20 protein-coding genes and 1 pseudogene are annotated in these 21,645 nt (G+C 69.6%); 8 read left to right on the forward strand and 13 right to left on the reverse strand.

Annotated elements, in window-relative coordinates; genetic code table 11:
• From ACWCOV_RS36940 to ACWCOV_RS36950, 3 genes are all read right to left on the reverse strand, one after another.
• The coding region (locus ACWCOV_RS36940) for an endo-alpha-N-acetylgalactosaminidase family protein (protein ID WP_449834019.1) at positions 1-1,528 on the reverse strand (1,528 nt) is incomplete at its 3' end.
• Between the two features lie 61 nt (positions 1,529-1,589).
• Positions 1,590-2,786, reverse strand: a complete 1,197-nt coding sequence (fahA, locus tag ACWCOV_RS36945) for a fumarylacetoacetase (RefSeq protein ID WP_449834020.1) — start codon at positions 2,784-2,786, stop codon at positions 1,590-1,592.
• Between the two features lie 115 nt (positions 2,787-2,901).
• A complete protein-coding gene (locus tag ACWCOV_RS36950) occupies positions 2,902-3,756 on the reverse strand; it encodes a hypothetical protein (RefSeq protein WP_449834021.1) in 855 nt (284 codons plus the stop codon).
• Between the two features lie 73 nt (positions 3,757-3,829).
• On the opposite strand from ACWCOV_RS36950, the gene ACWCOV_RS36955 reads away from it, so the two are divergent.
• Together ACWCOV_RS36955 and ACWCOV_RS36960 are read left to right on the forward strand one after the other, a co-directional pair.
• On the forward strand, positions 3,830-5,023 hold the full coding sequence (locus tag ACWCOV_RS36955; RefSeq protein WP_449834022.1) for a homogentisate 1,2-dioxygenase domain-containing protein: 1,194 nt from the start codon (positions 3,830-3,832) through the stop codon (positions 5,021-5,023).
• 34 nt (positions 5,024-5,057) lie between these two features.
• Positions 5,058-5,675, forward strand: a complete 618-nt coding sequence (locus ACWCOV_RS36960) for a hypothetical protein (protein WP_449834023.1) — start codon at positions 5,058-5,060, stop codon at positions 5,673-5,675.
• A 39-nt stretch (positions 5,676-5,714) separates the two neighbouring features.
• On the opposite strand, the gene ACWCOV_RS36965 is transcribed toward ACWCOV_RS36960, so the two are convergent.
• On the reverse strand, positions 5,715-6,887 hold the full coding sequence (locus tag ACWCOV_RS36965; protein ID WP_449834024.1) for a hypothetical protein: 1,173 nt from the start codon (positions 6,885-6,887) through the stop codon (positions 5,715-5,717).
• Between the two features lie 93 nt (positions 6,888-6,980).
• Positions 6,981-7,769, reverse strand: a complete 789-nt coding sequence (locus ACWCOV_RS36970; RefSeq protein ID WP_449834025.1) for a polysaccharide deacetylase family protein — start codon at positions 7,767-7,769, stop codon at positions 6,981-6,983.
• 235 nt (positions 7,770-8,004) lie between these two features.
• On the opposite strand from ACWCOV_RS36970, the gene ACWCOV_RS36975 reads away from it, so the two are divergent.
• Positions 8,005-9,738 (forward strand): bifunctional metallophosphatase/5'-nucleotidase, encoded by a 1,734-nt coding sequence (locus ACWCOV_RS36975; RefSeq protein ID WP_449834026.1) that lies wholly within the window; start codon positions 8,005-8,007, stop codon positions 9,736-9,738.
• 97 nt (positions 9,739-9,835) lie between these two features.
• Here the strand turns inward: ACWCOV_RS36975 and ACWCOV_RS36980 are convergent, their stop codons facing one another.
• Positions 9,836-10,000, reverse strand: coding sequence for a hypothetical protein (locus tag ACWCOV_RS36980; RefSeq protein WP_449834045.1), 165 nt, complete (start codon positions 9,998-10,000; stop codon positions 9,836-9,838).
• A gap of 50 nt (positions 10,001-10,050) precedes the next feature.
• Here ACWCOV_RS36980 and ACWCOV_RS36985 point away from each other — a divergent pair.
• Positions 10,051-10,164 (forward strand): annotated as a pseudogene (locus ACWCOV_RS36985) (hypothetical protein); the annotation flags it as partial.
• A gap of 89 nt (positions 10,165-10,253) precedes the next feature.
• On the opposite strand, the gene ACWCOV_RS36990 reads toward ACWCOV_RS36985, so the two are convergent.
• Positions 10,254-10,832, reverse strand: a complete 579-nt coding sequence (locus ACWCOV_RS36990) for a nicotinamidase (RefSeq protein WP_449834027.1) — start codon at positions 10,830-10,832, stop codon at positions 10,254-10,256.
• A gap of 161 nt (positions 10,833-10,993) precedes the next feature.
• On the opposite strand from ACWCOV_RS36990, the gene ACWCOV_RS36995 reads away from it, so the two are divergent.
• A complete protein-coding gene (locus tag ACWCOV_RS36995; RefSeq protein WP_449834028.1) occupies positions 10,994-12,511 on the forward strand; it encodes a WD40 repeat domain-containing protein in 1,518 nt (505 codons plus the stop codon).
• Here the strand turns inward: ACWCOV_RS36995 and ACWCOV_RS37000 are convergent.
• On the reverse strand, positions 12,508-13,302 hold the full coding sequence (locus tag ACWCOV_RS37000) for an SDR family NAD(P)-dependent oxidoreductase (protein ID WP_449834029.1): 795 nt from the start codon (positions 13,300-13,302) through the stop codon (positions 12,508-12,510). The genes ACWCOV_RS36995 and ACWCOV_RS37000 overlap by 4 nt on opposite strands.
• Positions 13,303-13,414: 112 nt before the next feature.
• On the opposite strand from ACWCOV_RS37000, the gene ACWCOV_RS37005 reads away from it, so the two are divergent.
• The gene (locus tag ACWCOV_RS37005; RefSeq protein ID WP_449834030.1) at positions 13,415-14,341 is read left to right on the forward strand and encodes a hypothetical protein; all 927 of its coding nucleotides are present in this window, start codon (positions 13,415-13,417) and stop codon (positions 14,339-14,341) included.
• 36 nt (positions 14,342-14,377) lie between these two features.
• Here ACWCOV_RS37005 and ACWCOV_RS37010 read toward each other — a convergent pair whose 3' ends face one another.
• Positions 14,378-15,043: a response regulator gene (locus ACWCOV_RS37010; protein ID WP_449834031.1), complete on the reverse strand. Its 666-nt coding sequence runs from the start codon at positions 15,041-15,043 to the stop codon at positions 14,378-14,380.
• Positions 15,040-16,134, reverse strand: a complete 1,095-nt coding sequence (locus ACWCOV_RS37015; protein WP_449834032.1) for a sensor histidine kinase — start codon at positions 16,132-16,134, stop codon at positions 15,040-15,042. Before ACWCOV_RS37015 ends, ACWCOV_RS37010 begins: the two co-directional genes overlap by 4 nt.
• 96 nt (positions 16,135-16,230) lie before the next feature.
• Here ACWCOV_RS37015 and ACWCOV_RS37020 point away from each other — a divergent pair, with 96 nt between their 5' ends.
• Positions 16,231-16,398: a hypothetical protein gene (locus ACWCOV_RS37020; RefSeq protein ID WP_449834033.1), complete on the forward strand. Its 168-nt coding sequence runs from the start codon at positions 16,231-16,233 to the stop codon at positions 16,396-16,398.
• A 177-nt stretch (positions 16,399-16,575) separates the two neighbouring features.
• Positions 16,576-17,772: an MFS transporter gene (locus tag ACWCOV_RS37025; RefSeq protein WP_449834034.1), complete on the forward strand. Its 1,197-nt coding sequence runs from the start codon at positions 16,576-16,578 to the stop codon at positions 17,770-17,772.
• Here ACWCOV_RS37025 and ACWCOV_RS37030 read toward each other — a convergent pair.
• From ACWCOV_RS37030 to ACWCOV_RS37040, 3 genes are read right to left on the reverse strand one after another with little or no spacing between them, the layout of a single operon-like run.
• Positions 17,729-19,126: a carboxyl transferase domain-containing protein gene (locus tag ACWCOV_RS37030; RefSeq protein ID WP_449834035.1), complete on the reverse strand. Its 1,398-nt coding sequence runs from the start codon at positions 19,124-19,126 to the stop codon at positions 17,729-17,731. The two genes, ACWCOV_RS37025 and ACWCOV_RS37030, sit on opposite strands and share 44 nt — an antisense overlap.
• A complete protein-coding gene (locus ACWCOV_RS37035; RefSeq protein ID WP_449834036.1) occupies positions 19,123-20,268 on the reverse strand; it encodes a CaiB/BaiF CoA transferase family protein in 1,146 nt (381 codons plus the stop codon). The genes ACWCOV_RS37030 and ACWCOV_RS37035 overlap by 4 nt, the downstream gene beginning before the upstream one ends.
• A gap of 5 nt (positions 20,269-20,273) precedes the next feature.
• A complete protein-coding gene (locus ACWCOV_RS37040; protein ID WP_449834037.1) occupies positions 20,274-21,593 on the reverse strand; it encodes an SLC13 family permease in 1,320 nt (439 codons plus the stop codon).
• Between the last annotated feature and the right edge of the window lie 52 nt (positions 21,594-21,645).

The raw sequence follows: 21,645 nt of genomic DNA on the forward strand, positions 1-21,645 counted from the left end.
GTCGGCGAGCGCCCGGCGGAGCAGGTACTCGATCTGGGCCGCCGTAGTCGAGGTCGTTGGCCCAGTGCGACCACAGCGACGTCCGCTCGAGCCGGTCGGCCCACTCGGTCGCGATCTGCCAGCCCTGGCCGGCCAGCTGCCGGGTCAGGCCGTCGGCGAGCCAGCCGGACTGGTAGTACACGTCGATGTACAGCTCCTGCAGGTTCGTGTCGGTCTCGTCGCGGAGCTGCTGGAACCGCTTCACGATGTTGCCGGAGGCAAGGTCAGGACGCTGCTTGATGTAGTAGCTCTGGTTCAGCCAGTTCCAGCCCTTGGCGTTCTTGTCGACCAGGTCCTCGCTGAAGGCGTTCGCCTCCGGATACGACTCGGTCGCGTTCACGTGCACCCCGAAGGCGGCGTTCCAGGACTTGCCCTTCTTCAGCAGCGTGTTCAGGTCGGCGAGGCCGCCGGCGCGGGTGTTGTAGTTGCCGCCGTAGTCCGGGTGCGCGGAGTCGTGCCCCTCCGAGCCGTAGCCCTTCAGCAGTGCCATCTGGCCGAGTCCGTCGGTGGCCAGCGAGATCCGCTTCACGTCGTCCAGCGTGCGCAGGAACGGGTGCGTTGCCTGGCTGGCGAAGTTGAACGGGATGTGCGTGACGACGCGGTCCTTGACCTGCTCGCCGCCCTTCGGCTCGGTCATGATCGAGCGGAACGCGATCGCGCCGTCCTGCCAGTCGACGGTCTGGTCCTTGTTCGCGTCGGGGGTGACCACGACCTTCGCCCAGGGGAGCGGCTCGGTGTACGGCGAGATGTCCGCGCGGTACGTCCACTGGCCGCTCCAGACGCCGACCCGGGTCGTGCCGTCGGCGGCCTTCCGGGCGCGGTGCCAGAACCGGGCGCCGTCGTCGACGGACTGGCCGGACGGCTTGTCGTAGACCGAGTTCGACTCGATGCCCGCGGCGAGGCCGCTGGTGTTCACGAATGCGTACGCCGCTCCGGTCGCCGACGGCTCGGCCGGCGTCGCGGACGTGATCGGCGTGATCTTGTCCGCCGTGCGGGTCGAGTCCGGATCGAGCGTGGTGAACGCGGTCGTCGCGCCGGTGTCGGTGCTGGCGACGGACACCAGGTCGTGGTCGGGGATGTCGATCGTGTGCACCCGCGACGCCTCGGTGTCCCGCACGGCGTCGACCTTGAACGTCGTCACCCGGCCGGTCACGCTCAGGCTCGCGTCCAGCTCGACGCCGGGAAGCGCGTCGAAGGCCAGTTTGTACGACGCCGTGCCGCCACTGACCGCGGGCGGCGCGGTCAGGTGCGCGGTTCGCGCGACACCGTCGATCGTGACTGTCGAGATGGTCTCCGGTTGGCCGCCGAGCGCCTGGCCGGACGCGTTGTCGACGTACTTGATCACTCGGGGGAAGTCGGCTCCCACGGTGACCGTCAGCTCGTTCGACCGCAGCGTCAGGTCGCCGGCGGCGTGCGCGCCCGCAGGCACGCTCAGCACACCGGCAGCCAGCGCTACAGCCAGTACCCCATGCCCCACTGAACGTTTCATGCGGAGAAAGTTCGCACGTAACCGCTAGCAGGTCAAGAGAAACGAACAGTTATGAACAGGATTACGCGGGTTTGATCGTTCCGGTGACCTCGCCGAGGCCGAGGCGGCCGGCCGGGGTGGTGGCCCAGGCGGTGATGGTCACCTGGTCGTCGTCCTCGAGGAAGGTGTGTTCCTCGCCGTCGAGGGTGAGGGGTTCGCGGCCTCCCCAGGTCAGTTCGATGAAGGAGCCGCGCTGGTCCGGCTCGGGGCCGCTGATCGTGCCGGACGCGTACAGGTCGCCGGTGCGGACCGAGGCGCCGTTGACGGTCATGTGCGCGAGCATCTGGGCCGGTGACCAGTAGGTCTCCTTGTACTGCGGCGAGCTCACCAGGTGTCCGTTGAGCCGGACCTCGAAGGTGATGTCGTAGTTCTCCAGCTTCGCGCCCGCCAGGTACGGGAGGACCGGCGGATCCTGTGGCGGCAGCGGTACGGCGGCCGCCGCGAGCGCGTCGAGTGACACCACCCACGGGGAGATCGAGGTGGCGAACGACTTGCCCAGGAACGGGCCGAGCGGGACATACTCCCACGCCTGCAGGTCCCGCGCCGACCAGTCGTTCACCAGCACCACGCCGTACACGTGCTCCCGGAAGTCCTCGACCGAGACGGGCTTGCCGAGCGTGGACGGCGTACCGACGACGTAGCCGAGCTCGACCTCGATGTCGAGGCGCTGGGACGGGCCGAACGTCGGCGCGGCCGCGTCCGGGGTCTTCCGCTGACCCGACGGCCGGACGATGTCGGTGCCGCTGGCAACGATCGTGCCGGACCGGCCGTGGTAGCCGACCGGGAGGTGCTTCCAGTTCGGGAGCAGCGGTTCGGAGTCCGGCCGGAACAGCCGGCCGAGGTTGGTCGCGTGGTGCTCGGAGGCGTAGAAGTCGACGTAGTCGCCGACCTCGAACGGCAGCTGCATCGTCACCGCGGACTGCGGGATCAGGTGTGGCTCCACCGCGTCGCGGTCGTTCTCGTTGCGGACCAGGTCGAGCAGCCACTCCCGGGTCGCCTGCCAGGCCGGGCGGCCGAGCGCGAGGAAGTCGTTCAGCGACGGACGCGTGAACAGCTGGGATCCGTCCAGCATCTGCGCGGACGCGACCGGGGCGAGATCGATGACCTGGTCGCCGATCGCGGCGCCCACCCGCGGCTCCTCGTCGCCGTGCCGGAACACCCCGAGTGGCAGGTTGTCCGGCCCGAACGGCGAGTCCGCGGGGATGTCGATCCAGGTCATGGGGCCTCCCGGTCTGGACTGAGGAGCGTAAGGAGCGAAGCGACTGGAGTGACGAGGGAAGACCGGGAGTCAAAGCCCCATGACCCGCCGCGCCGGAGGCGTGGCATCAGTACCGTCACTGAGCCTCCATCAGCTTGAGTGTGGTCAGGTCGTGGCGGGGTTCCTCGATGCTGCAGGAGCCGAACGAGGTGAACCATCGGCGAGTGCTTGCGGCCTGATCGTCGGACAGCTCAGCTGCTTGGGCAGCGAGCGCGTCACCGTCGCGCGAGGCCAGTACGGCGGCCAGCTCGTCCTGCGAAGCGCCGTCGAGCGAGGCACGGGTGGCGAGCAGCACGTTGAGGAATCCGTGGTGCTCGAAGCCGGTGTCGCCCGCGGTGTGCCGGACGGCGTTGTGCAGGCCGGCCGTGCACTTGAACGCGACCTCACGGTCCAGGCAGGCGGTGATGAACGCCGCGACCTGGCCTTCGGACGGGAACAGCGCGGCGTCGAGCCCGCCGGTGCGCAGCTTGGCGGCGTACCCGGCGTCGGCGACGACGTCCAGGGCGCGCTCCCAGGCGCCGTCCAGGCCGACCTCGACGAACGCGTTCTCCTCGTCCAGGCAGTCGTCGCAGGCGCGCACGACACGGAGTGCGTTGCGGGACAGGTCGTCCTCGTTCCGCAGCCGCACCTCGACCGCTTTCACGTCGATGTCGGCGGAGCGGTCGCCGTACCGGACCGCGGGTTCGATGCCGCCGGCGCCGCCGGTGATCACGACCGTGATCTCGAGCGGGTCCGGCCCGGTGCGGGCGGCCTCGGCGGCGACCTTCATCAGGTCCTCGTCGGCGCACACGAACGGCCCGACCAGGTCGGCGTACGCGGACTGGCGGTGCGCCCGGTGCGCGGCGACCGCCTCGGCCAGCGGCAGGTTCCCGGGCGGGAACACGGAGGCGTCGTCGACCAGGTGCCGGAACAGGGCAGGGACGGTTGACATGGGTCCGAGCCTAACGGATGCTTTCGGTAAGCGGACGCATGCGTTCGACTATCGTACACCTGGAGTCAGTGAGATGGCGTTCTACCGGCAGGTCGGGGAGATTCCACCGAAGCGGCACACCCAGTTCCGGAAACCGGACGGCGGGTTGTACTACGAGGAGCTGATGGGGGAGGAGGGGTTCTCGTCGGACTCGTCGCTGCTGTACCACGCCGGCGTGCCGTCCGCGATCGTCGACTCGCAGGTGTGGGAGCTGCCCGACCTCGCCACCGTCGCCAACCACCCGCTCACCCCGCGGCACCTGAAGCTGCACGACCTCTTCACGGACACGTCGAAGAGCAACGCGGTCGAGGACCGGCGGCTGGTGCTCGGCAACGGTGACGTCCGGATCTCGTACGTCGTCGCCGAGCAGCCGTCGCCGTACTACCGCAACGCGATCGGCGACGAGTGCGTGTACGTCGAGAAGGGGTCGGCGACCGTGGAGACGGTGTTCGGCGTGCTGAACGCGGTCCAGGGCGACTACGTGATCATTCCGCGGGCGACCACGCACCGCTGGCTGCCCGGGGTGGACGGCGTGCACGCGTACTGCATCGAGGCGAACTCGCACATCGCGCCGCCGAAGCGGTACCTGTCCCGGTACGGGCAGTTCCTCGAGCACTCGCCGTACTGTGAGCGGGACCTGCACGCGGCGGCCGAGCCGTTGGTTGTGGAGGGCAATGACGTCGAGGTGCTGGTGAAGCACCGCGGCAACGGGCCGGGCGGGATCGTCGGGTCGCGGATGGTGTACGCGACGCATCCGTTCGACGTGGTCGGGTGGGACGGGTGCCTGTACCCGTACACGTTCAACGTGAGCGACTACGAGCCGATCACCGGGCGCATCCACCAGCCGCCGCCGGTGCACCAGGTGTTCGAGGGCCACAACTTCGTCGTCTGCAACTTCGTGCCGCGCAAGGTGGACTACCACCCGCTGTCCGTCCCGGTGCCGTACTACCATTCGAACGTCGACTCCGACGAGGTGATGTTCTACTGCGGCGGCGACTACGAGGCCCGCAAGGGCTCCGGCATCGGCCTCGGCTCCATCTCCCTGCACCCGGGTGGCTACGCCCACGGCCCCCAGCCGTCAGCCATCGAAGCCTCCCTCGGCGCCGAACGCTTCGAGGAACTTGCAGTCATGGTCGACACCTTCCGCCCCCTCGAACTAGGCGAAGGCGGCACCGCAGTTGACGACGGCGTCTACGCCTGGACCTGGGCCGGCCGCCGCAACACGTGACCCGCGGCTGGGGTGCCTGTGGGAGTCTTGGGGGGTGAGTGAGGACGGGGTGTTTGTGGTGGGCATCGATCGGGAGGCGGTGCGGGGGCGGCGGGTGCATGTGCGGAAGGTGCAGCGGCGGGGTGCGTGGGTGACGCTGGCGCTGGGTGTGGTGGGGATTTTGGCGGCGCTGTACGCGCTTGTCGCGTTTCGCGGCGCTGGGCTGTGGCCGTTTGCGTTGTTGCTGATCGTGGCGATGGCGCCGCTGGTGCTGAGCACAGTGCTGTTCTTCCGGCTCGACGGGGAGCGGCAGCGGTGGTACGACGCCAACGACGTACAGCCGATCGCGATGCGGATGTCGCCCAAGGCGCTCGAGTTGGCGTGTGAAGGGGCGGCGTACCCGGTGGTGTTGCCGTGGCAGACCGTCCAGGGGTTCCGGCAGGTGAAACTCTTCGGGCAGTACGCGCTCGAGCTCCAGCTCGCTCCGGGCATCGGCGCCACCACGGCGGGCGTCCGCGGTCTGGACCAGCCCGCCGTCAGGACCGTCGTGAAGCCCAACCCGTTGCTCCGCCCCACCGGGCTGTTCCTGGTCAACGCCCTCGACCAACCGATCCACGTCATCGACCAGGCCCTCAAGCACTTCTCCGGCGGCCGCGCCGGCGTCGTCACCTGACAGCCCGCCTGACCCTCGGATGGATTGGCCGGGTTCTCGTTAGCTGCCGATCATGATGTTGCCCTTGGCGAGCGGGGTGGCGAGTTCGCAGGCGCCGGTGGAGATGGTGCAGCGGATGATTGCGGCCCGCGTCTCCTGGCCGGTGTCGGCGCGGATCAGCAGGTGCTGGTCGTCCTCGGCGACCGTCTGCAGGAAGACGCCGGACCACTCGTGCAGCAGCCGGCCGGTCTTCGCGTCCAGGGCGGCTGCCATGCCGTCGCCGTACCCGTCGCGGTAGATGGGGCCCGCGATCGCGGTGGAGCCGTCCTGCGTGAAGCTGTCGACCTGGTACTCACAGGTGCGCCACAGCCGCTTGCCGCTCGCGATCGACAGGACGCTCGTGCAGCTGTGCTGGTCGTTCAAGGCGGTCAGCGAGGCGGCCGCCGTACCGTCGCCGGACACCGCGGTCGGCTTCGGCACGGTCTTGAGCGCTGTCGCCTTCCCGGCGCCCGGAGTCCATTCGTACAGCGTCCAGGTCTTGCCGTCCTGCGTGCCCGAGGCCTGGAAGTAGACCTTGCCCTTCACGTAGCCGAGCAGGGTCGCGTGCCAAACCCCCGGCACGGTGACCTTCTGGACCGTGTCCTGCTCCGCGTAGACAGTGGTGCCAGCCTCGTCCTCGCCGAGGTCGGACGTCAGGGTGGTGTTGTACGCCGCGGCCGATCCGTCCTCGGTGGTGACGATGCCGGTGACGTTGGGCGTCCGCCGGACGATCGCGCCGTCCGAGCCGAGCGTCAGCATCTCGGTCGTGTTGTCGCCCGCGCTCACCACCGCCAGCACCGACTGCCGCAGCCGGGCGATCGCGTGGATGTCCTGGGAGCCGGGAACCTTGACGTCCCCACCGGCCCCACCGCGGATCGTCCGTCCGGTCAGGTACGGGATCTGCGGCACTCGGCCGGTGGGCAGCTTCTCGAGAACCACAGCCGTCTTGACGCTTCCCGAGGGCTTCGGCGTCGGCTTCACGGCGACCGTCGACGTGCTCGGCGTGCGGCTCGGCGTGGACGCGCTCGGGGTCGGCGTGGTCGGACCGGCCGGGGTCGGCAGGCCGCCGAGCGGCTTGGCGTCAGCCTCGGCGTCGGCGCGAGGACCCTGGCGGTAGGCGACCGCGCCGCCCGTGGCCACGGCAGCCAGCGCAACAGCTGCCACCACAGCGATCAGGGTTCGGTTCTTCTGCATCGGCGAGCTCCTTGGGTCACGGTCCGGCAGTCCGCCGGTCGTGAGGTAGCGGCTCCGTCCCGACTGTGACGCAGAGTAGGCCAGGTTTGTTCGTTAGCAGGGGAGGGCGCGGTAGGTGTAGCCCTGGCGAGTCAGCTGAGTGAGCGCGCGGTCGAGCGCGGCGACGGTCTCGGAGCGGTCGCCGCCGCCGTCGTGCATCAGGATGATCGCGCCGGGCCGGGCGCCCTGCAGGATCGCTCGCTCGATCTTCGCCGTACCGGGCTTGGACCAGTCGAGGGTGTCGACGTCCCACAGCACCTGGCGCTGGTGGTTCGACGCGGCGACCGCCTCGACGTGCGCGTTCGTGTCCCGGAACGGCGGCCGGAAGCACTTCGACTTCACCCCGGTCAGGATCTCCTGCCGCATCTTCTCCGCCGGCAGCTTGGTCAGCATGGGGTGGTCCCAGGTGTGGTTGCCGATCCGGTGACCGGCCGCCCGGGTCAGCGCGAGCAGGTCGGGATGCGCCGCCGCCTCACGGCCGAGCACGAAGAACGTTGCCTTGGCCCGGTGTTTCGCCAGCACCTGCAGGACCTTCGGCGTCCACTCCTTCTGCGGCCCGTCGTCGAAGGTCAGGTACAGGACCTTGCCGTGCTTGGTCAGGTTCCAGTCGTCCGGCGTGGCCGTTGTCGACGTACGCCGTTGGCGTGTCGGCTGCTGCTTCTTCCGGGGCACCGGCGCCGGTTGGCGTACGACGTGAATCGTCAACGGCGCATGGGCTGACGCCTGGACCACAGGCGCTGCACTGGTGACGGAGTGGTCGGCCGGTTCGGCGGCCTGGGCGAGAACGGCACCGCAGAGGAGGGCGGCAACCAACGGCAGCAACTTGCCGGGCGGCCCGGTCACGGGGCCTCCCGGCCTGGACTGAGGAGCGGAGGGAGCGAAGCGACTGGAGCGACGAGGGAAGGGCGGGAGTTCAAGCCCCGTGACCCGTCGCGCCGGAGGCGCGCCATGAGCACGGTCATGACGGGCATCTTCTCGTGCATGCGGGGCCAACCCGGCATCGGGGTGGGGCGTGTCGGCCGTATCGTTTGCGGTCCAGGCCGGCGACCCCGGCGTGAGCGACTCGTGAGGCGGATGCATGACTGGCGAGACGGTCCGGCTGACCGTGATGGGCACCACCGACCTGCACGGCAACGTCTTCAACTGGGACTACTTCAAGAACACCGAGTACGACGACTCCGCGCACAACGACATCGGGCTGGCGAAGGTGTCCACCCTGGTCACCGCGGTCCGGGACCGGATCGCCGCCGACCCGCGCGCCCCGCGACCGCTGCTGCTGGACGCCGGCGACACCATCCAGGGCACCCCGCTGGCGTACTACTTCGCCAGGATCGAACCCATCACCGGGGGCCATCTGCACCCGATGGCGGCCGCGATGAACGAGATCGGGTACGACGCCGCTGCCTTGGGCAACCATGAGTTCAACTACGGCCTCGACGTGCTGCGGAAGTTCCAGCAGCAGCTCGACTTCCCGCTGCTCGGCGCGAACGCCCAGGACTGGACGACCGGCCTGCCCGTCTTCCCGCCGTACGTGCTGAAGCGGGTCCACGTGCCGGGCGAGCAGCCGATCACCGTCGGCATCCTCGGCCTGACCAACCCCGGGATCGCGATCTGGGACAAGGCCGTGGTCGAGAACAAGATCAAGTTCGGCGGCGTCGTCGAGCTCGCGAAGGTGTGGGTCCCGCGGATCCGCGAGGCCGGCGCCGACGTGGTGATCGTGTCCGTCCACTCCGGGATGGACCTGTCCTCGTCGTACGGCGACGCGCTGCCGGTCCCCGAGAACGCGTCCGCCCTGATGGTCGAGACAGTCCCGGGCATCGACGCCGTACTCGTCGGGCACGCGCACCAGGAGATCCCCGAGCGGCTGGTGACGAACAGGCAGACCGGCGAGCAGGCGGTGCTGACCGAGCCGCTGAAGTGGGGCATGCGGTTGTCGCTGATCGACCTGGACCTGCGCAAAGAGCGCGGCCGGTGGAAGGTCGTCGGCCGGCACGCCCAGGTGCTGAACGCGAACACCGTCGACGCCGACCCGAACGTGGTCGCCGTGCTGCAGCAGAACCACGACACGGTGATCGAGTACGTGAACTCGAAGATCGGCACCTGCACGGCGGCGATGTCCGCGGCGACCGCGCCGTGGGAGGACACCGCCGCGCTCGACTTCGTCAACTTCATCCAGGCCGACGCGGTCGCGAAGGCGCTGGCCGGAACCCCGGAGGCCGCGCTGCCGGTGCTCGCGATCGCGGCGCCGTTCAACCGGGCGGCCGCGATCCCGGCGGGTGACGTGTCGATCCGGGACGTGGCCGGGCTGTACGTCTTCGACAACACGCTGCTCGCGGTGACGATGACGGGGGCGCAGCTCCGCGAGTACCTGGAGTTCTCCGCGCAGTACTTCAAGCAGGTCACCGGGAGCGGGCCGTTCACGTCCGACCAGATCACCAATGCGCCGACGCCGACCGCGCCGAACGGCACGCCGGACTACAACTACGACATCCTCGGCGGACTGACGAAGCCGCTCAGCTACGCGATCGACATCGCGAAGCCGGTCGGCTCGCGGATCACCGACCTCGCGTACGGCGGGGTCCCGGTGGCGGCGGACCAGCAGTTCGTGGTGGCCGTGAACAACTACCGCCAGTCCGGCAGCGGCAACTTCCCCCACATCAAGACCGCCCCGGTCGTCTACAACCGCCAGGTCGAGATCCGGCAGTTGATGATCGACTACGTGACCGCCACCGGCGCCGTCGACCCGTCCGCCTTCCACACCGGCGACTGGTCACTGGTCTCGGGCGGCGCTCCCATCGACATCAACCCCTGACCAAGCTCGGCGCTGCTGATCCACGACCAGGGGTTGGCCTGACGGGTCAGGTGAGCCACTCGCAGAAGCCGCAGCCCACTGAGTCCGCGGCGAGCGGCTAGGCGGATCGCGGCTCGAGATCGCGAGCGATCTGCTCGGCGCGCGCGTCGTGCAGCATTGTGGTCGCGTACACCGCGATCGCGTCCGGGTACGACGCCAGCCCGATCCCGACCCCGAGCTCGCGGCCGCCGCGATTGTCGCCGTACTGGTGCCGCAGACTCACCGCTGCGCGGCGAGAACGGCAGCATCGTCGAGTCCCCGTTCCTGGACGGCATCGCGATGGTCGTCGCCATGCTCTTCGGCCTGGTCGGCATCGCGTACGGCGTGACCGTGAAGGCGATCGAGAAGGCGGCGGACGTGCCGCGGCTGATGGCCGAGGGGATCAAGCAGCTGGCGCCGGTGCTGGTGCTGTTCTTCACGATCGCGCAGTTCCTGGCGTGGTGGGCCCTCGGATCCCGCTCGGCTCGGGGCGCCGGTCAGGTGAGCTTGACCCCGGCGGCGCTGAGCTCGGTCAGAGCCTGCTCGGTCGTCGCCGGGGCGACTCCCGCGGTCAGCCGGGTCAAGACCGTCGTACTGAAGCCTGCCTGCTTGGCGTCGAGTGCGGTCGCGCGGACGCAGTAGTCGGTGGCGAGCCCGCAGACGTCGACGTCGGTGACGCCCTTCTCCCGCAGCCAGTCGGCCAGCGCCCGGCCGTCGCCGTGCGACTTGCCCTCGAAGCCCGAGTAGGCGGCGGCGTACTCGCCCTTGTCGAAGATCGCGTCGAACGGCTGGGGGTCCATGTTCGGGTGGAAGCTGACGCCGTCGGTGCCGGCGACGCAGTGCCGCGGCCAGGAGTCGACGTAGTCAGGGCTCTCGGAGAAGTGGTCGCCCGGGTCGATGTGGTGGTCCCGGGTCGCCACGACGTACTCGTACTGCTTGTCACCCGGGTCGGCCTCGTACCACTTGTGCAGCAGCTCCCCGATCCGGAACGCCACGTCCGCACCACCCTTGACGGCCAGACTCCCGCCCTCGCAGAAGTCGTTCTGCACGTCAACCACAATCAGTGCCCGGGCCATCGCGACGCTCCTTCTCCAGGGTCCTGTGCCCACGGTACAAGTGTCACCGTCCTGGTACGGCGAGCGCGCGCCGCGGGTGCGTTTTCGCCTCGGGCTGAGCTGACAGTTATCGTGTGGTGGCACAACGTCACAGGTCGGGTTCGGGGCACGGGGGATTGTTGATGAAGAAGGCTCTTCTGGCGGTGGTCACCGCCGCGGCTGTGATCGCTGCGGCGCTGATTCCGTCCGGCCGGCCGGTGGAGGCCGCGGCGCCGGGGTTCGCCTCGGCCGTTTCGGCGGTCAGCCGGCCGACCTGGCAGACCAACGCCAGCGTGAACGCGCTCGCCGTCGCCGGGAACACTGTGTACGCCGGTGGCCTTTTCACCCGGATCCGGCAGCCCGGCAAGGCGCTTGGGCAGGGCGACGCGGCCCGGACCTACATCGCCGCCTTCAACCGCAGCACCGGTGTGCCGACCCGGTTCGCGCCGAGGCTGAACGGCCCGGTCTGGAGCATCGCGACGAGCCCGGACGGCAAGTGGGTCGTGATCGGCGGCGACTTCACCACGGTCAACGGCGTGTCCCGCAAGCGGGTCGCGTTGTTCAGCGTGGCGACCGGCGAGCTCGTCGGCGGCTGGGACCCGGCGGTCAACTACCGGGTCGCGGCGCTGGCGATCAGGGGCAACACCGTCTACGTGGGCGGCGCGTTCGGCCGGGTGGACAACGTGGTCCGGAACCGGCTGGCCGCGATCAGCCTGAAGACCGGGATCCTGACGTCCTGGAACCCGGACGCCGACGACGACGTGCACGCGATCGAGCTCTCGGCGGACGGGAAGCGGGTGTTCGTCGGCGGCGGGTTCGTGACCCTGCAGGGCGAGCCGCACCACGCGCTGGCGATGCTGAACACCACCACCGGCGCCGCCTACTCGATGCCGGCCGCCGCGGCGATCCCGGCGAAGACGGTCGACTGCGACAGCCGGGTCAAGGACATCGACGTCCTCGGCAACAAGGTCTTCGTCGCGAACGCCGGCAGCGGTATCGGCTGCTACGACGGTGTGCTCGCGGCTGATGCGTCGACCGGCAAGCTGCTGTGGCAGAGCAAGTGTCTGGGCGCGACCGAGGCGGTCAAGGCGATCGGGAACTGGGTCTACAAGGGCTCGCACGCCCACGACTGCAGCCGCGACGGCGGCTTCCCGGACAAGACCGGCATGCACCACCTGCTGGTCTACAGCGGGATCACCGGCAAGCTCGGCCCGTGGTTCCCGAACACCGACGCGGGCGGCAGCACCGAGGTGGGGCCGCTGGCGTTCGCATCCGGCGGCGACGACATCTGGGCCGGCGGCGACTTCACCCAGGTGAACGGCGTACGCCAGCAGGGGCTGACTCGCTTCACCAACGCTCCCGGCGGCGCCCGACCGGGGTTGCCGGCGGCGCCGAAGGTGTCCAGCACCCGGGTCCACCGGGCGACGGTCAGCTTCCCGACCGTGCTGGACCTGGACAACATCTCGCTGACCTACACGCTGTACCGGGGCAAGACGAAGGTGGGCAGCTGGAAGCGTACGTCGTACTCGTGGACCAAACCGGTCGTGACGACGTTCAGCGACAGCGGCCTGACCAGCGGCCAGTCGGTCGCCTACCGGGTCGAGGTGAGCGACGGCCGCAACGTCCGGAGAAGCGCGGCCGCCGCCGTCAGGATTCGTTAGTTCGGGATCAGGCTGCCGCCGGTGACGCGGAGGATCTCGCCCTGAATCGCGGTCGTCCGCGGTGAGGTGAGGAACAGGATCGCGTCGGCGAGGTCACTGGTTTCCGGCAGTTTGCGGGCGCTGAACGTGGCCGCGATCTGCTCGAGCGCGGGCTTCGGGATCACTCGGTGCTCGCCGTTCTCCAGCGTGATCCCGGGCATCACCACGTTGACCAGAACGCCATCCTGGCCCAGGTCGTGCTGAAGACTCGCGACCAGGCCGTGCAGCCCGGCCTTCGCGGCGGAGTACGGCCAGGAGCCGGGCAGACCGCGCTCGGCGAGATCAGTCGAGATCAGCACCAACCGACCGTGCTCCGAACGTCGCAGCGCCGGCGCCACTTGCTGCACGAGGTGGTAGTTGCCCTCGAGGTTCCCCCGCATCACCGGCACCCACCAGTCGGCCGGACCGTCCTCGATCTTCACCGGCCGGTCGTGGAACCCCGCGTTGCCCCAGTTGACCGCGTTCCCCACCACCACATCCAGCCCGTCCCACTGCTTGACGGTCGCCGCCACCGCGGCGGCGATGGTGTCCGGCTCGTTCAGATCCATTGGTACGACGTACGCCGTACCGCCGGCCGCTTCGATCTCCTCGGCCACCGCCTCGGCCGCGTCCTTGCGCGCGTTGTACGTGATCGCGACCCGCGCGCCCTCCCGTCCGTACCCGATCGCCGCCGCCCGTCCGATCCCGGACGACCCGCCCGTCACCAGCACCGCCACATCCCGCAACCCCAGGTCCATTGCCGTACCCTTCATGTAGTTAGTCGGCTAATCACAAAACTTAGCCGCCTAACTATCAAGACGCAAGGCAACTTTCGGCAGGCGCCGTGCATCCCTTCGGGTAGTGCACTTCTACCGGGGGTGAGACATGAAACGGTATGACGGCATCAGGGGAACGATGGCGGCGACGATCATGACGGCCGGCTTGCTGGTCGCCGCGGCGCCATCCACCGCGCAGGGCAGTACGGCGGGGGCCGCAGCTGCCTGTGAGGTCAAAGCAGGGGCGGTGACGGCCGGCGGGGACCACTGGATCCAGGGCTTCCGGGCGACCGCGCCGATCACCCGGACCGAGAACCGGGTCGTTGCCCGGGGCCTCTATCCGGACGGCCAGGCCCGGCTCAGCAGCAGCTGGGAGTACGGGCTGCACGCGGAACTGCCTGGGACCACCCACTTCGGCGTGGTCACCTTGGGGACCGTGCTGTACGAGCACGGGTACATGATGGAGTCTGACGGCAGCGGGCCCTTCGGATCCATGGATCGGATCGGGGGTGGCTGGGGAGCGTTCAAGGGGCTCGACCTGTCCACTGTCCTGACGTCGTCGACGACGCAGCGCCGGACCGCTTACGGACTCCGGACCGACGGGACACTGCACCGGTGGAATGTCACGAGTAACGCCGGGGTGCCGATCTGGCGGTCCAGCGGAACGGCGACCGGGTTCGCGCCGGTGAAGGCGATGGCGCTGATCAGCCAGACCAAGACCTACGACACGTTCCTGATGAACACCGGCAGCGGTGGGCTCTACACGGTCCGGATCCCGACCGCGGCGCCGATGAAGCCGGTGGTGAAGAAGGTCCGGAGCTCCACCTGGCAGGGGTTCGAGTCACTGGTGACGGCGCGCTGCGGCAGCACCGGCACGCTGCTGCTCGGCATCGACAAGGACACCGGCAACGGGTACCTGTACGCCGTCGGGCACGGCGCCACCGTGATCAAGGGGCTCGGCAAGGTGCCCGGAACGTTCACCAACCCGGTGAACTTCTCCTGGCGCCGCGACCGCGACCTGCCGACCGGCGAATGACCTTCGACAGCGGCCGGCGGCCCGATCTGCCGGCCGCTATCGTCGTCGCGGTTGGACCAGGCCCGACTCGTAGGCGGCGATGACGAGTTGGGCGCGGTCGCGGGCGTGAAGTTTGGCGAGCAGGTGGCCGATGTGGGTCTTCACGGTGCCGTGGCCGACGTGCAGGTGGTCGCAGATCTCCTTGTTGGACAGGCCGCGGGCGATCAGCGACAGCACCTCGCGTTCCCGCTCGGTCACGCCGTCGAGCCCGTGCAGCGGTGACTGGCCGGGCTCGGCCAGGCGGGCGAACTCGGCGATCAGCCGGCGCGTGATGGACGGCGCGAGCAGCCCCTCGCCGGCCGCCACGACTTTGATTGCCTGCAGCAACTCCGCCGGCGGCACGTCCTTCAGCAGGAAACCGCTCGCGCCGGCACGCAGGGCGGCGTACACGGAGTCGTCCAGGTCGAACATCGTCAGGATCAGCACCCGCACCCCGGCGTCGACGCCGCAGAGTTGCCGAGTCGCCTCGATCCCGTCGAGCCGCGGCATCCGGACATCCATCAGGACGACGTCCGGCCGCTCCCGCCGGGCGAGCTCGACCGCCTCCACGCCGTCCGCGGCCTCGCCGACCGTGACGAGCCCCGGCGTGGTGTCGATCAGCACCCGGAAGCTACCGCGCAACAACGCCTGGTCGTCCGCCACCAGGACGCGGATGTCACTCACGTGCGCACTCCGATCGGCAGGTGTACGACGACCTCGAAGCCGCTCGGTGATCGCGGCCCGGCCCGGAACGTCCCGTCGTACATGCTCACCCGCTCCCGGATCCCGATCAGCCCATGACCTTCCGTCACCGGCCCGCCCACGCCGTCATCGGTCACTTCGAGCCGTACGGCGGACGCGGCACCGGAAACGTGCACCCGGCAACGACTTGCCCGGGAGTGCCGGGTGACGTTGGTCAAGCACTCCTGGACGATGCGATGAACCGTCAGCTCGACCGCCTCCGGGAGCGGCTCGGTCACCTCGACGACGAGCTCGACCTGGACCCCGGTGGACTCCACCCGGGCGATCAGCTCTGGGAGTGCTGACAGCCCGGCCGGTGGCGGCTCGTCCGTCGTACGCAGGATGCTGAGCATGTGGCGTAGTTCGACCAGCGCGTCGCGACTCGTGGTTTCGATGACGGACAGTGCGTCGGAGACCTCGTCGGGCTTCACGTGCAGGACGTGGTTGGCGACGCCCGCCTTGACCGCGATCAGGCCCATGCTGTGGGCGACGATGTCGTGCAGCTCGCGGGCGATCCGCAACCGCTCGTCCGAGACGGCCTGCTCGGCGAGCGCCTGGGCCGCCCGTACCGCCGCGGCGCGCCGATCCCGGACCACGCGGCCAAGCGTCCAGGCGCCGTACATGCCGGCCACGCCGGTCAGCACCAGGACGACACTCGTCGAACCCTGCGGCGAGCCGCCGACCAGGGCGAGGACGAGGACCACGAACGCGGTTCCGCCGCCCGCGCTGACCAGGCGCCTGGTGGCCGGCGGCCTCGGTGGCGCGTAGGTCAGGCCGACGACGTACAGGACGTAGCAGGCGGCGAGAAGCGGGTCGCGCAGGGTCTGGGTGGCGATCGCGGCGGCGGACAGGACGAGTACGGCGGCCAGCGTCGGCAGCGGCCAGATCCGCCGGACGGCGACCGGCACAGCGAGCGCCGCGGTCAGGACTAGGGACCACCAAGGAGCGTCCGACGGAGCCGTGAAGGCGTACACGACAGCGACGAGGCAGTCGGCGGCGATCAGCTGTCGCCGGGTCAGCGCGGACTCCGTCACCCGACGAACCTAACCGACCGGCCGGCCACTCACCTCGGACCCAGGTCCGTCGGCCTGCCGTCCGATGTGGTCGCCTTCGCCGGGTTGCGGCAGCAGATGGACATCGTCACCTGGGACATGCGCGGCGGACCCAACGTCCCCGGTCTGAGCACCTACCACGACGGCTCGGGGTACACGCTCTACATGGTCAACGCCTGCGCTCGCGCCAAGATCGACAGCCACTTCGCCGACGGCGTCGTGCCGCCCCGTGGCGCGCGTTGTTGACAAATCCGGTGGCCGCGCCGGGAGTGTGGTGGCTAGGGTGCGGGGGAGTCGAGGGTTCGAGGAGTTGGTGATGGTCGGTCGCCCCGGCACGCGCTGACGCAACTGTCATCGCGTGCTGCCCGGTGGAGGTGGCACGGTTTCTCCTGCCCGGATTCGGGCTGACTCGAAGGAATCCTTGTGCCGTCTTTGTGGGCGGAAGCCGACTTTCGCAAGCTCTGGATCGGCCAGAGCGCCTCGTTGTTCGCCGTACACGCCAGTCAGGTGACGCTGCCGTTGGTTGCAGTCGTGTCGCTCGGCGCCAGTGCGGCTCAGCTCGGTGGCCTGCGGGCCGCGCAGCAGGTGCCGATCCTGCTGGTCTCCCTGTCCGTCGGCGTCCTGGTCGACCGTTGGCGAGCGCGCCGGATGATGGTGTACGCCGACCTCGGCCGGGCCGTCCTGCTCGGGCTCGTCCCGATCGCGTGGACGCTCGGGCTGCCGTTCCTGTACGTCGTCGCGTTCGTCAGCGGCGTGTTCAGCGTGTGCTTCGACGTCGCGTGCCAGGCGTCGTTCACCCGCCTGGTCCGCCGGGATCAACTTGCCCAGGGCAACAGCATTCTGGAGGGCAGCAAGTCGGCCGCGCAGATCTCCGGGCCGGCGATCGGCGGTGGGCTGGTGTCGTTGCTCACCGCGCCTTTCGCGGTACTGGCGAGCGCGTTCGGCTTCCTGATCTCGGTGGTGTCGATCTGGCGGCTCCCGGACGCCACGCCGGTCGCCCCGTCCGGCGGCATCCGGGACGGCCTGAAGCTGGTGGTCACCGACGGCTCGCTGCGGGCGATCGCGATGGCGACCTGCGTCTACCAGTTCTTCTTCACCGCCCTGATGACGGTGTACATCCTGTTCCTGTCCCGCTCGCTGGAGTTGCCGGGCGCGGCCATGGGGCTCGTCCTCGCCGCCTTCGGTCCGGGCGCGCTGGCCGGGTCGCTGCTCTCCAGCCGGATGCCCCGCTGGTTCGGTTACGGCCGCGTCGTCGTCTTCGCCGCCCTGATCTCCGACCTGGTGATGCTCTCGACCACCGCGCTGCACGGCTCGAGCACGGTCACGGTCGCTGCCCTCGTCACCATCAACTTCCTGTACGGCGTCTTCAGCCAAACCGTCGACGTGGCCATCATGGCGATCCGCCAAGCCATTACCCCGGACGCGGTGCAGGGCCGGGTGGTGGCCACCATCAACTTCCTCGGCATGGGCCTGACCCCGGTCGGCGCCCTGCTCGGCGGCGCAGCAGCCGGCGCCTTCGGTGTCCGAGCAGCGCTCATCGCCACGATCGTCGGCCTCTTCCTGTCTCCGCTGACCCTCAGCCTGTCCCCGCTGGCACGCCTCGGCCGGGTAGTCCACTGAGGTGGGCTGCGCATTCGGCCGCAACGGCCTGGCAGAAGGACTCAGGGTTGTCGGGCTCGGGGATGACGTGGTGTACGGCCCCGACGGTCTCGAGGGCCGCGGCGGTGATGCGTTGTGATGCGGCCATCTGGGGAGCGTGCGCGGTGTCGCGGAACATGATCGCGCTCGCTCCCTCCGGTGGAAGTGGCGAGAGCCAGGCGTGCTCGGCGGCGAGGACGGTGGTTGCCGGGAGCAACGCGAGCGCACCGCCACCGGTGCCTTGGCCGAGCAGCACGGACAACGTCGGGACGGTCAGCGTCGCCATCGTCGCGATGCACTGCGCGATTTCACCGGCCAGGCCGCCCTCCTCCGCGGCGGCGGAGAGCTCCGCGCCAGGCGTGTCGATGACGGTGACGAGCGGTAGGCCCAGTGCCTGCGCGAGGTTCATCCCACGTCGCGCCTGTCGCAGCGCGGCCGGTCCCATCGGCTTCACCTGCGAGCGGTCCTGGCCGACCAGCACGCACGGTTGCCCGTCCAACCGCGTCAGCGCGACCAGCACACTCGCGTCCGACTCGGTCAGGCGGACTGTTCCGGTGGCGCCGTACCGCAGCAGGTCTCGTACGCCGGGACGGTCGGCCGCACGAGTCCGCCGTACCGAGTCCCAGGCGTCGGCTTGTCCTGCCACGCCCGTACGGCGGGGAAGCCTCGGAGCGACCGGGGGATCGACGAGGACGCCGAGCGCGCGGTCGAGGAGGAACGGGAGGTCGGCCGCCTCGACGACACCATCGATGACGCCGTGCGCCGCGAGATTCTCGGCGGTCTGGACACCCGAGGGGAACGGCTCCCCGTGCAGCGCCTCGTAGACCTTCGGCCCGAGGAACCCGACCAGCGCGCCCGGCTCGGCGACCGTGACGTGCCCCAGAGATCCCCAGGACGCGAACACGCCGCCGGTCGTCGGGTTCCGGAGGTGGACGAGGTAGGGGAGTCCGGCCGCTTTGTGGGCCATCAGCGCCTTCGAGATGGTGATCATCTGGAGGAACGCCGGAGCGCCTTCCTGCATGCGGGTCCCGCCCGAAGCCGTGGAGGCGACGATCGGCAGTCGTTCCGCGGTGGCTCGCCGTACGGCGGAGGTGATGCGCTCGGCGGCGACCCGGCCGATCGAACCGGCCAGGAAGGCGAACTCGCTCACCAGCACCGCGACCGGGCGACCTTGCACGAGACCGCGTCCGGTGAGCACGGCCTCGTCGGTGCCGGCTCGCTCAGTGGCCTTCCGCAGCTGCTCAGCGTAGCTGGGGTCGGTGGCGGCCGGTTGATCCCAGGAGGTGAACGAACCGGAATCGAGGACCGCGTCGATCAGGTCCTGGGCGGTGCTCATGCCTCCAACCACTTCCGGATCGCGGCGCCGTGCTCGTCGAGCGTGGGCGGCGGCCGATGGCCGCGGGGCGTCGTCTCGTCAGCTGCGCTGAAGAACCGCAGCGGCGGACCGGGCAGCCGGAGCGATCCGAGAGTCGAGTGCTCGACGTCGACCAGCAGTCCTTGACTGGCGGTCTGGTCCCACGCGTAGACCTCGTCGAGCGTGCGCACTCGTCCCGCCGGGACCCCTGCGTCCGCAAGCTTGGCCAGCAGCTCAGCGCCGGTCAGCTCCGCGAACGCGGCCTCCACCACCTCGATCAACCGGTCCCGATGCGCGACCCGGTCGGCGTTGGTCGCCAACCCCGTGACGTCCAGGCTGAAGGCGTCGACGAACCGTTGCCACAGGCCCTCACTCCCGACCGCGATCTGGACGGCGCCGTCCACACAGTGGAACAGCCCGTACGGCGCGATCGACGGATGGTGGTTGCCCTGAGCCAGCCCGACCTCGCCGGCGACGGTGTATCGCGTGCCTTGGAACGCATGCACGCCGACGATTGCCGCCAGCAACGACGTACGCACCACGCTGCCCAGACCGGTCGCCGACCGCTCGTGCAGTGCGGCCAGCACGCCGTACGCGCCGTACATCCCGGCCAGCAGGTCGCCGATCGGTACGCCGACCCGCTGCGGATCGTCCGGTCCCGAACCCGTCAGTGACATCAACCCGGCCTCGCCCTGCGCGATCTGGTCGTACCCGGCGCGCCCGCCTTCCGGCCCGTCGTGGCCGAAGCCGGTGATCGAGAGCACGATCAGGCGCGGGTTGCGGGCCCGGAGCTCGTCGATGCCGAGACCGAGCCGCTCGAGCACCCCGGTCCGGAAGTTCTCCACCAGGACGTCGGCCCGGTCGACCATCCGGAGCAGCACGTCCCGGTCGGCATCGTCCTTCAGGTCGAGCGCGATCGACTCCTTGTTCCGGTTCGCCGACAGGAAGTACGTCGACTCGCCGCCGACGAACGGTGGACCCCAGCCGCGGGTGTCGTCGCCGCGCCCGGGCGCCTCGACCTTGATCACCCGCGCGCCCAGGTCGCCCAGCATCATCGTGGCCTGTGGCCCGGCCAGCGCGCGGGACAGGTCGACGACCAGTACGTCGTCCAGCGGTCCGTGCATCCTGGTCACCAGCCCGGGGCCACGAGCGCGGCCCAGACGAGCAGCGGACCGACGGCGACCACCATCATGCTGTAGGTCAGGATCTGCTTGTAGTACACGGGTTCCGTGATCGTGTCCGGCCGGTTCGCGAGCATCAGCGCGCCGTTCGTCGAGAACGGGCTGACGTCGACGATGGTCGAGGCGACCGCGAGCGCGGCGACGAACAGGCCGGCGCTGATTCCGCCGTTGGCGATCAGCGGGACCGCGATCGGGATGATGACCGGCAGCAGGGCGGTCGAGGACGCGAACGCCGAGACCACACCGCCGACGTAGCAGAGCACCAGCGCGCCGATCACGGCTGCGCCCAGTCCGGCGGCCCAGTTGCCGACGAACTCGGGCGATCCGGCTTCGGTGAGGATCGCGGCGTACGTGCTGACGCCGGCGACCAGAAGCACGGTCGGCCAGGCGACCTGCTTGATCGCGTCCCGGTGCTGCTGCGGGGAGAGCGTCGCCAGCAGGACCGCGGCGGTGATCGAGACGAAGCCGATGTTCTTGTCGAACGCCAGCGCGATCACCGCGACGCCGACGAACGCGAGCAGCGTGAGCACCTGGTCCCGCCGTACGCCGGTCGCCTGGGTGCTGGTCGTGGTCGACGTGCCAGTGCCGCGCGCGGTGACCGGGGTGCCGCCCTTGTGCAGGTCGTCGGTCAGGGTGTCGGGGTCGTTCGGGTCGATGCGCTGCTTCATCAGCCGGCGGCCGCCGAGCAGCACGAACAGGATCGCCGCCATCACCAGGTTGACGGCCAGGCTGGCCAGGAACACCGTCATCTCCGACGACGGCAGGTTGTTCTGCTCCATCACCGAGTTCGTGATCGTGCCGTAGATGCTGATCGGCGAGAACCCGCCGCCCTGGGCGCCGTGCACGACGAACATGCCCATCATCAGCGGGTTGATCTTGTACCGGCCGGCGAAGCCGAGCGCGATCGGGCCGATGATCGCGCAGGCGGCCGGGCTGGCGGCGCCGATCGCGGTCAGCAGCGCGGTGACCGCGAACATCACCCACGGGATCAGCGCGACCCGGCCGCCGACGGCCCGGACCGCGCCGGCGACGATCAGGTCCACGGTGCCGTTGTTCTTGGCGATCGCGAACAGGTAGGTGACGCCGATCAACGTCAGGACGAGATCGCCGCTGACCCCGCCGAGGATCTCCCGCTCACTCAGGTGCAGCGAGAACATGCCGACCAGCCACGCCGCGACGTACGCGAGCGCCCCCATGTTGATCGGCAGCACGGTCCCCATGACGAACAGCGCGACGAGCGCCAGGATCGCAACCCATTCTGGTCCCATGACGGTCCTTCTTCCGGGCGGAGGGTGATGTTCCGGTCACAGTATTTGGCTC

It is taken from the genome of Kribbella sp. NPDC002412, assembly GCF_053592935.1.

Bases quoted from the DNA above. Each gene is read 5' to 3' on its own strand.
- fahA (WP_449834020.1), bottom strand. From the start codon at position 2,786: ATGACCTGGATCGACATCCCCGCGGACTCGCCGTTCGGGCCGGACAAC.
- ACWCOV_RS36950 (WP_449834021.1), bottom strand. From the start codon at position 3,756: ATGTCAACCGTCCCTGCCCTGTTCCGGCACCTGGTCGACGACGCCTCC.
- ACWCOV_RS36955 (WP_449834022.1), top strand. From the start codon at position 3,830: ATGGCGTTCTACCGGCAGGTCGGGGAGATTCCACCGAAGCGGCACACC.
- ACWCOV_RS36965 (WP_449834024.1), bottom strand. From the start codon at position 6,887: ATGCAGAAGAACCGAACCCTGATCGCTGTGGTGGCAGCTGTTGCGCTG.
- ACWCOV_RS36975 (WP_449834026.1), top strand. From the start codon at position 8,005: ATGACTGGCGAGACGGTCCGGCTGACCGTGATGGGCACCACCGACCTG.
- ACWCOV_RS36990 (WP_449834027.1), bottom strand. From the start codon at position 10,832: ATGGCCCGGGCACTGATTGTGGTTGACGTGCAGAACGACTTCTGCGAG.
- ACWCOV_RS36995 (WP_449834028.1), top strand. From the start codon at position 10,994: ATGAAGAAGGCTCTTCTGGCGGTGGTCACCGCCGCGGCTGTGATCGCT.
- ACWCOV_RS37000 (WP_449834029.1), bottom strand. From the start codon at position 13,302: ATGAAGGGTACGGCAATGGACCTGGGGTTGCGGGATGTGGCGGTGCTG.
- ACWCOV_RS37005 (WP_449834030.1), top strand. From the start codon at position 13,415: ATGAAACGGTATGACGGCATCAGGGGAACGATGGCGGCGACGATCATG.
- ACWCOV_RS37020 (WP_449834033.1), top strand. From the start codon at position 16,231: ATGGACATCGTCACCTGGGACATGCGCGGCGGACCCAACGTCCCCGGT.
- ACWCOV_RS37030 (WP_449834035.1), bottom strand. From the start codon at position 19,126: ATGAGCACCGCCCAGGACCTGATCGACGCGGTCCTCGATTCCGGTTCG.
- ACWCOV_RS37035 (WP_449834036.1), bottom strand. From the start codon at position 20,268: ATGCACGGACCGCTGGACGACGTACTGGTCGTCGACCTGTCCCGCGCG.
- ACWCOV_RS37040 (WP_449834037.1), bottom strand. From the start codon at position 21,593: ATGGGACCAGAATGGGTTGCGATCCTGGCGCTCGTCGCGCTGTTCGTC.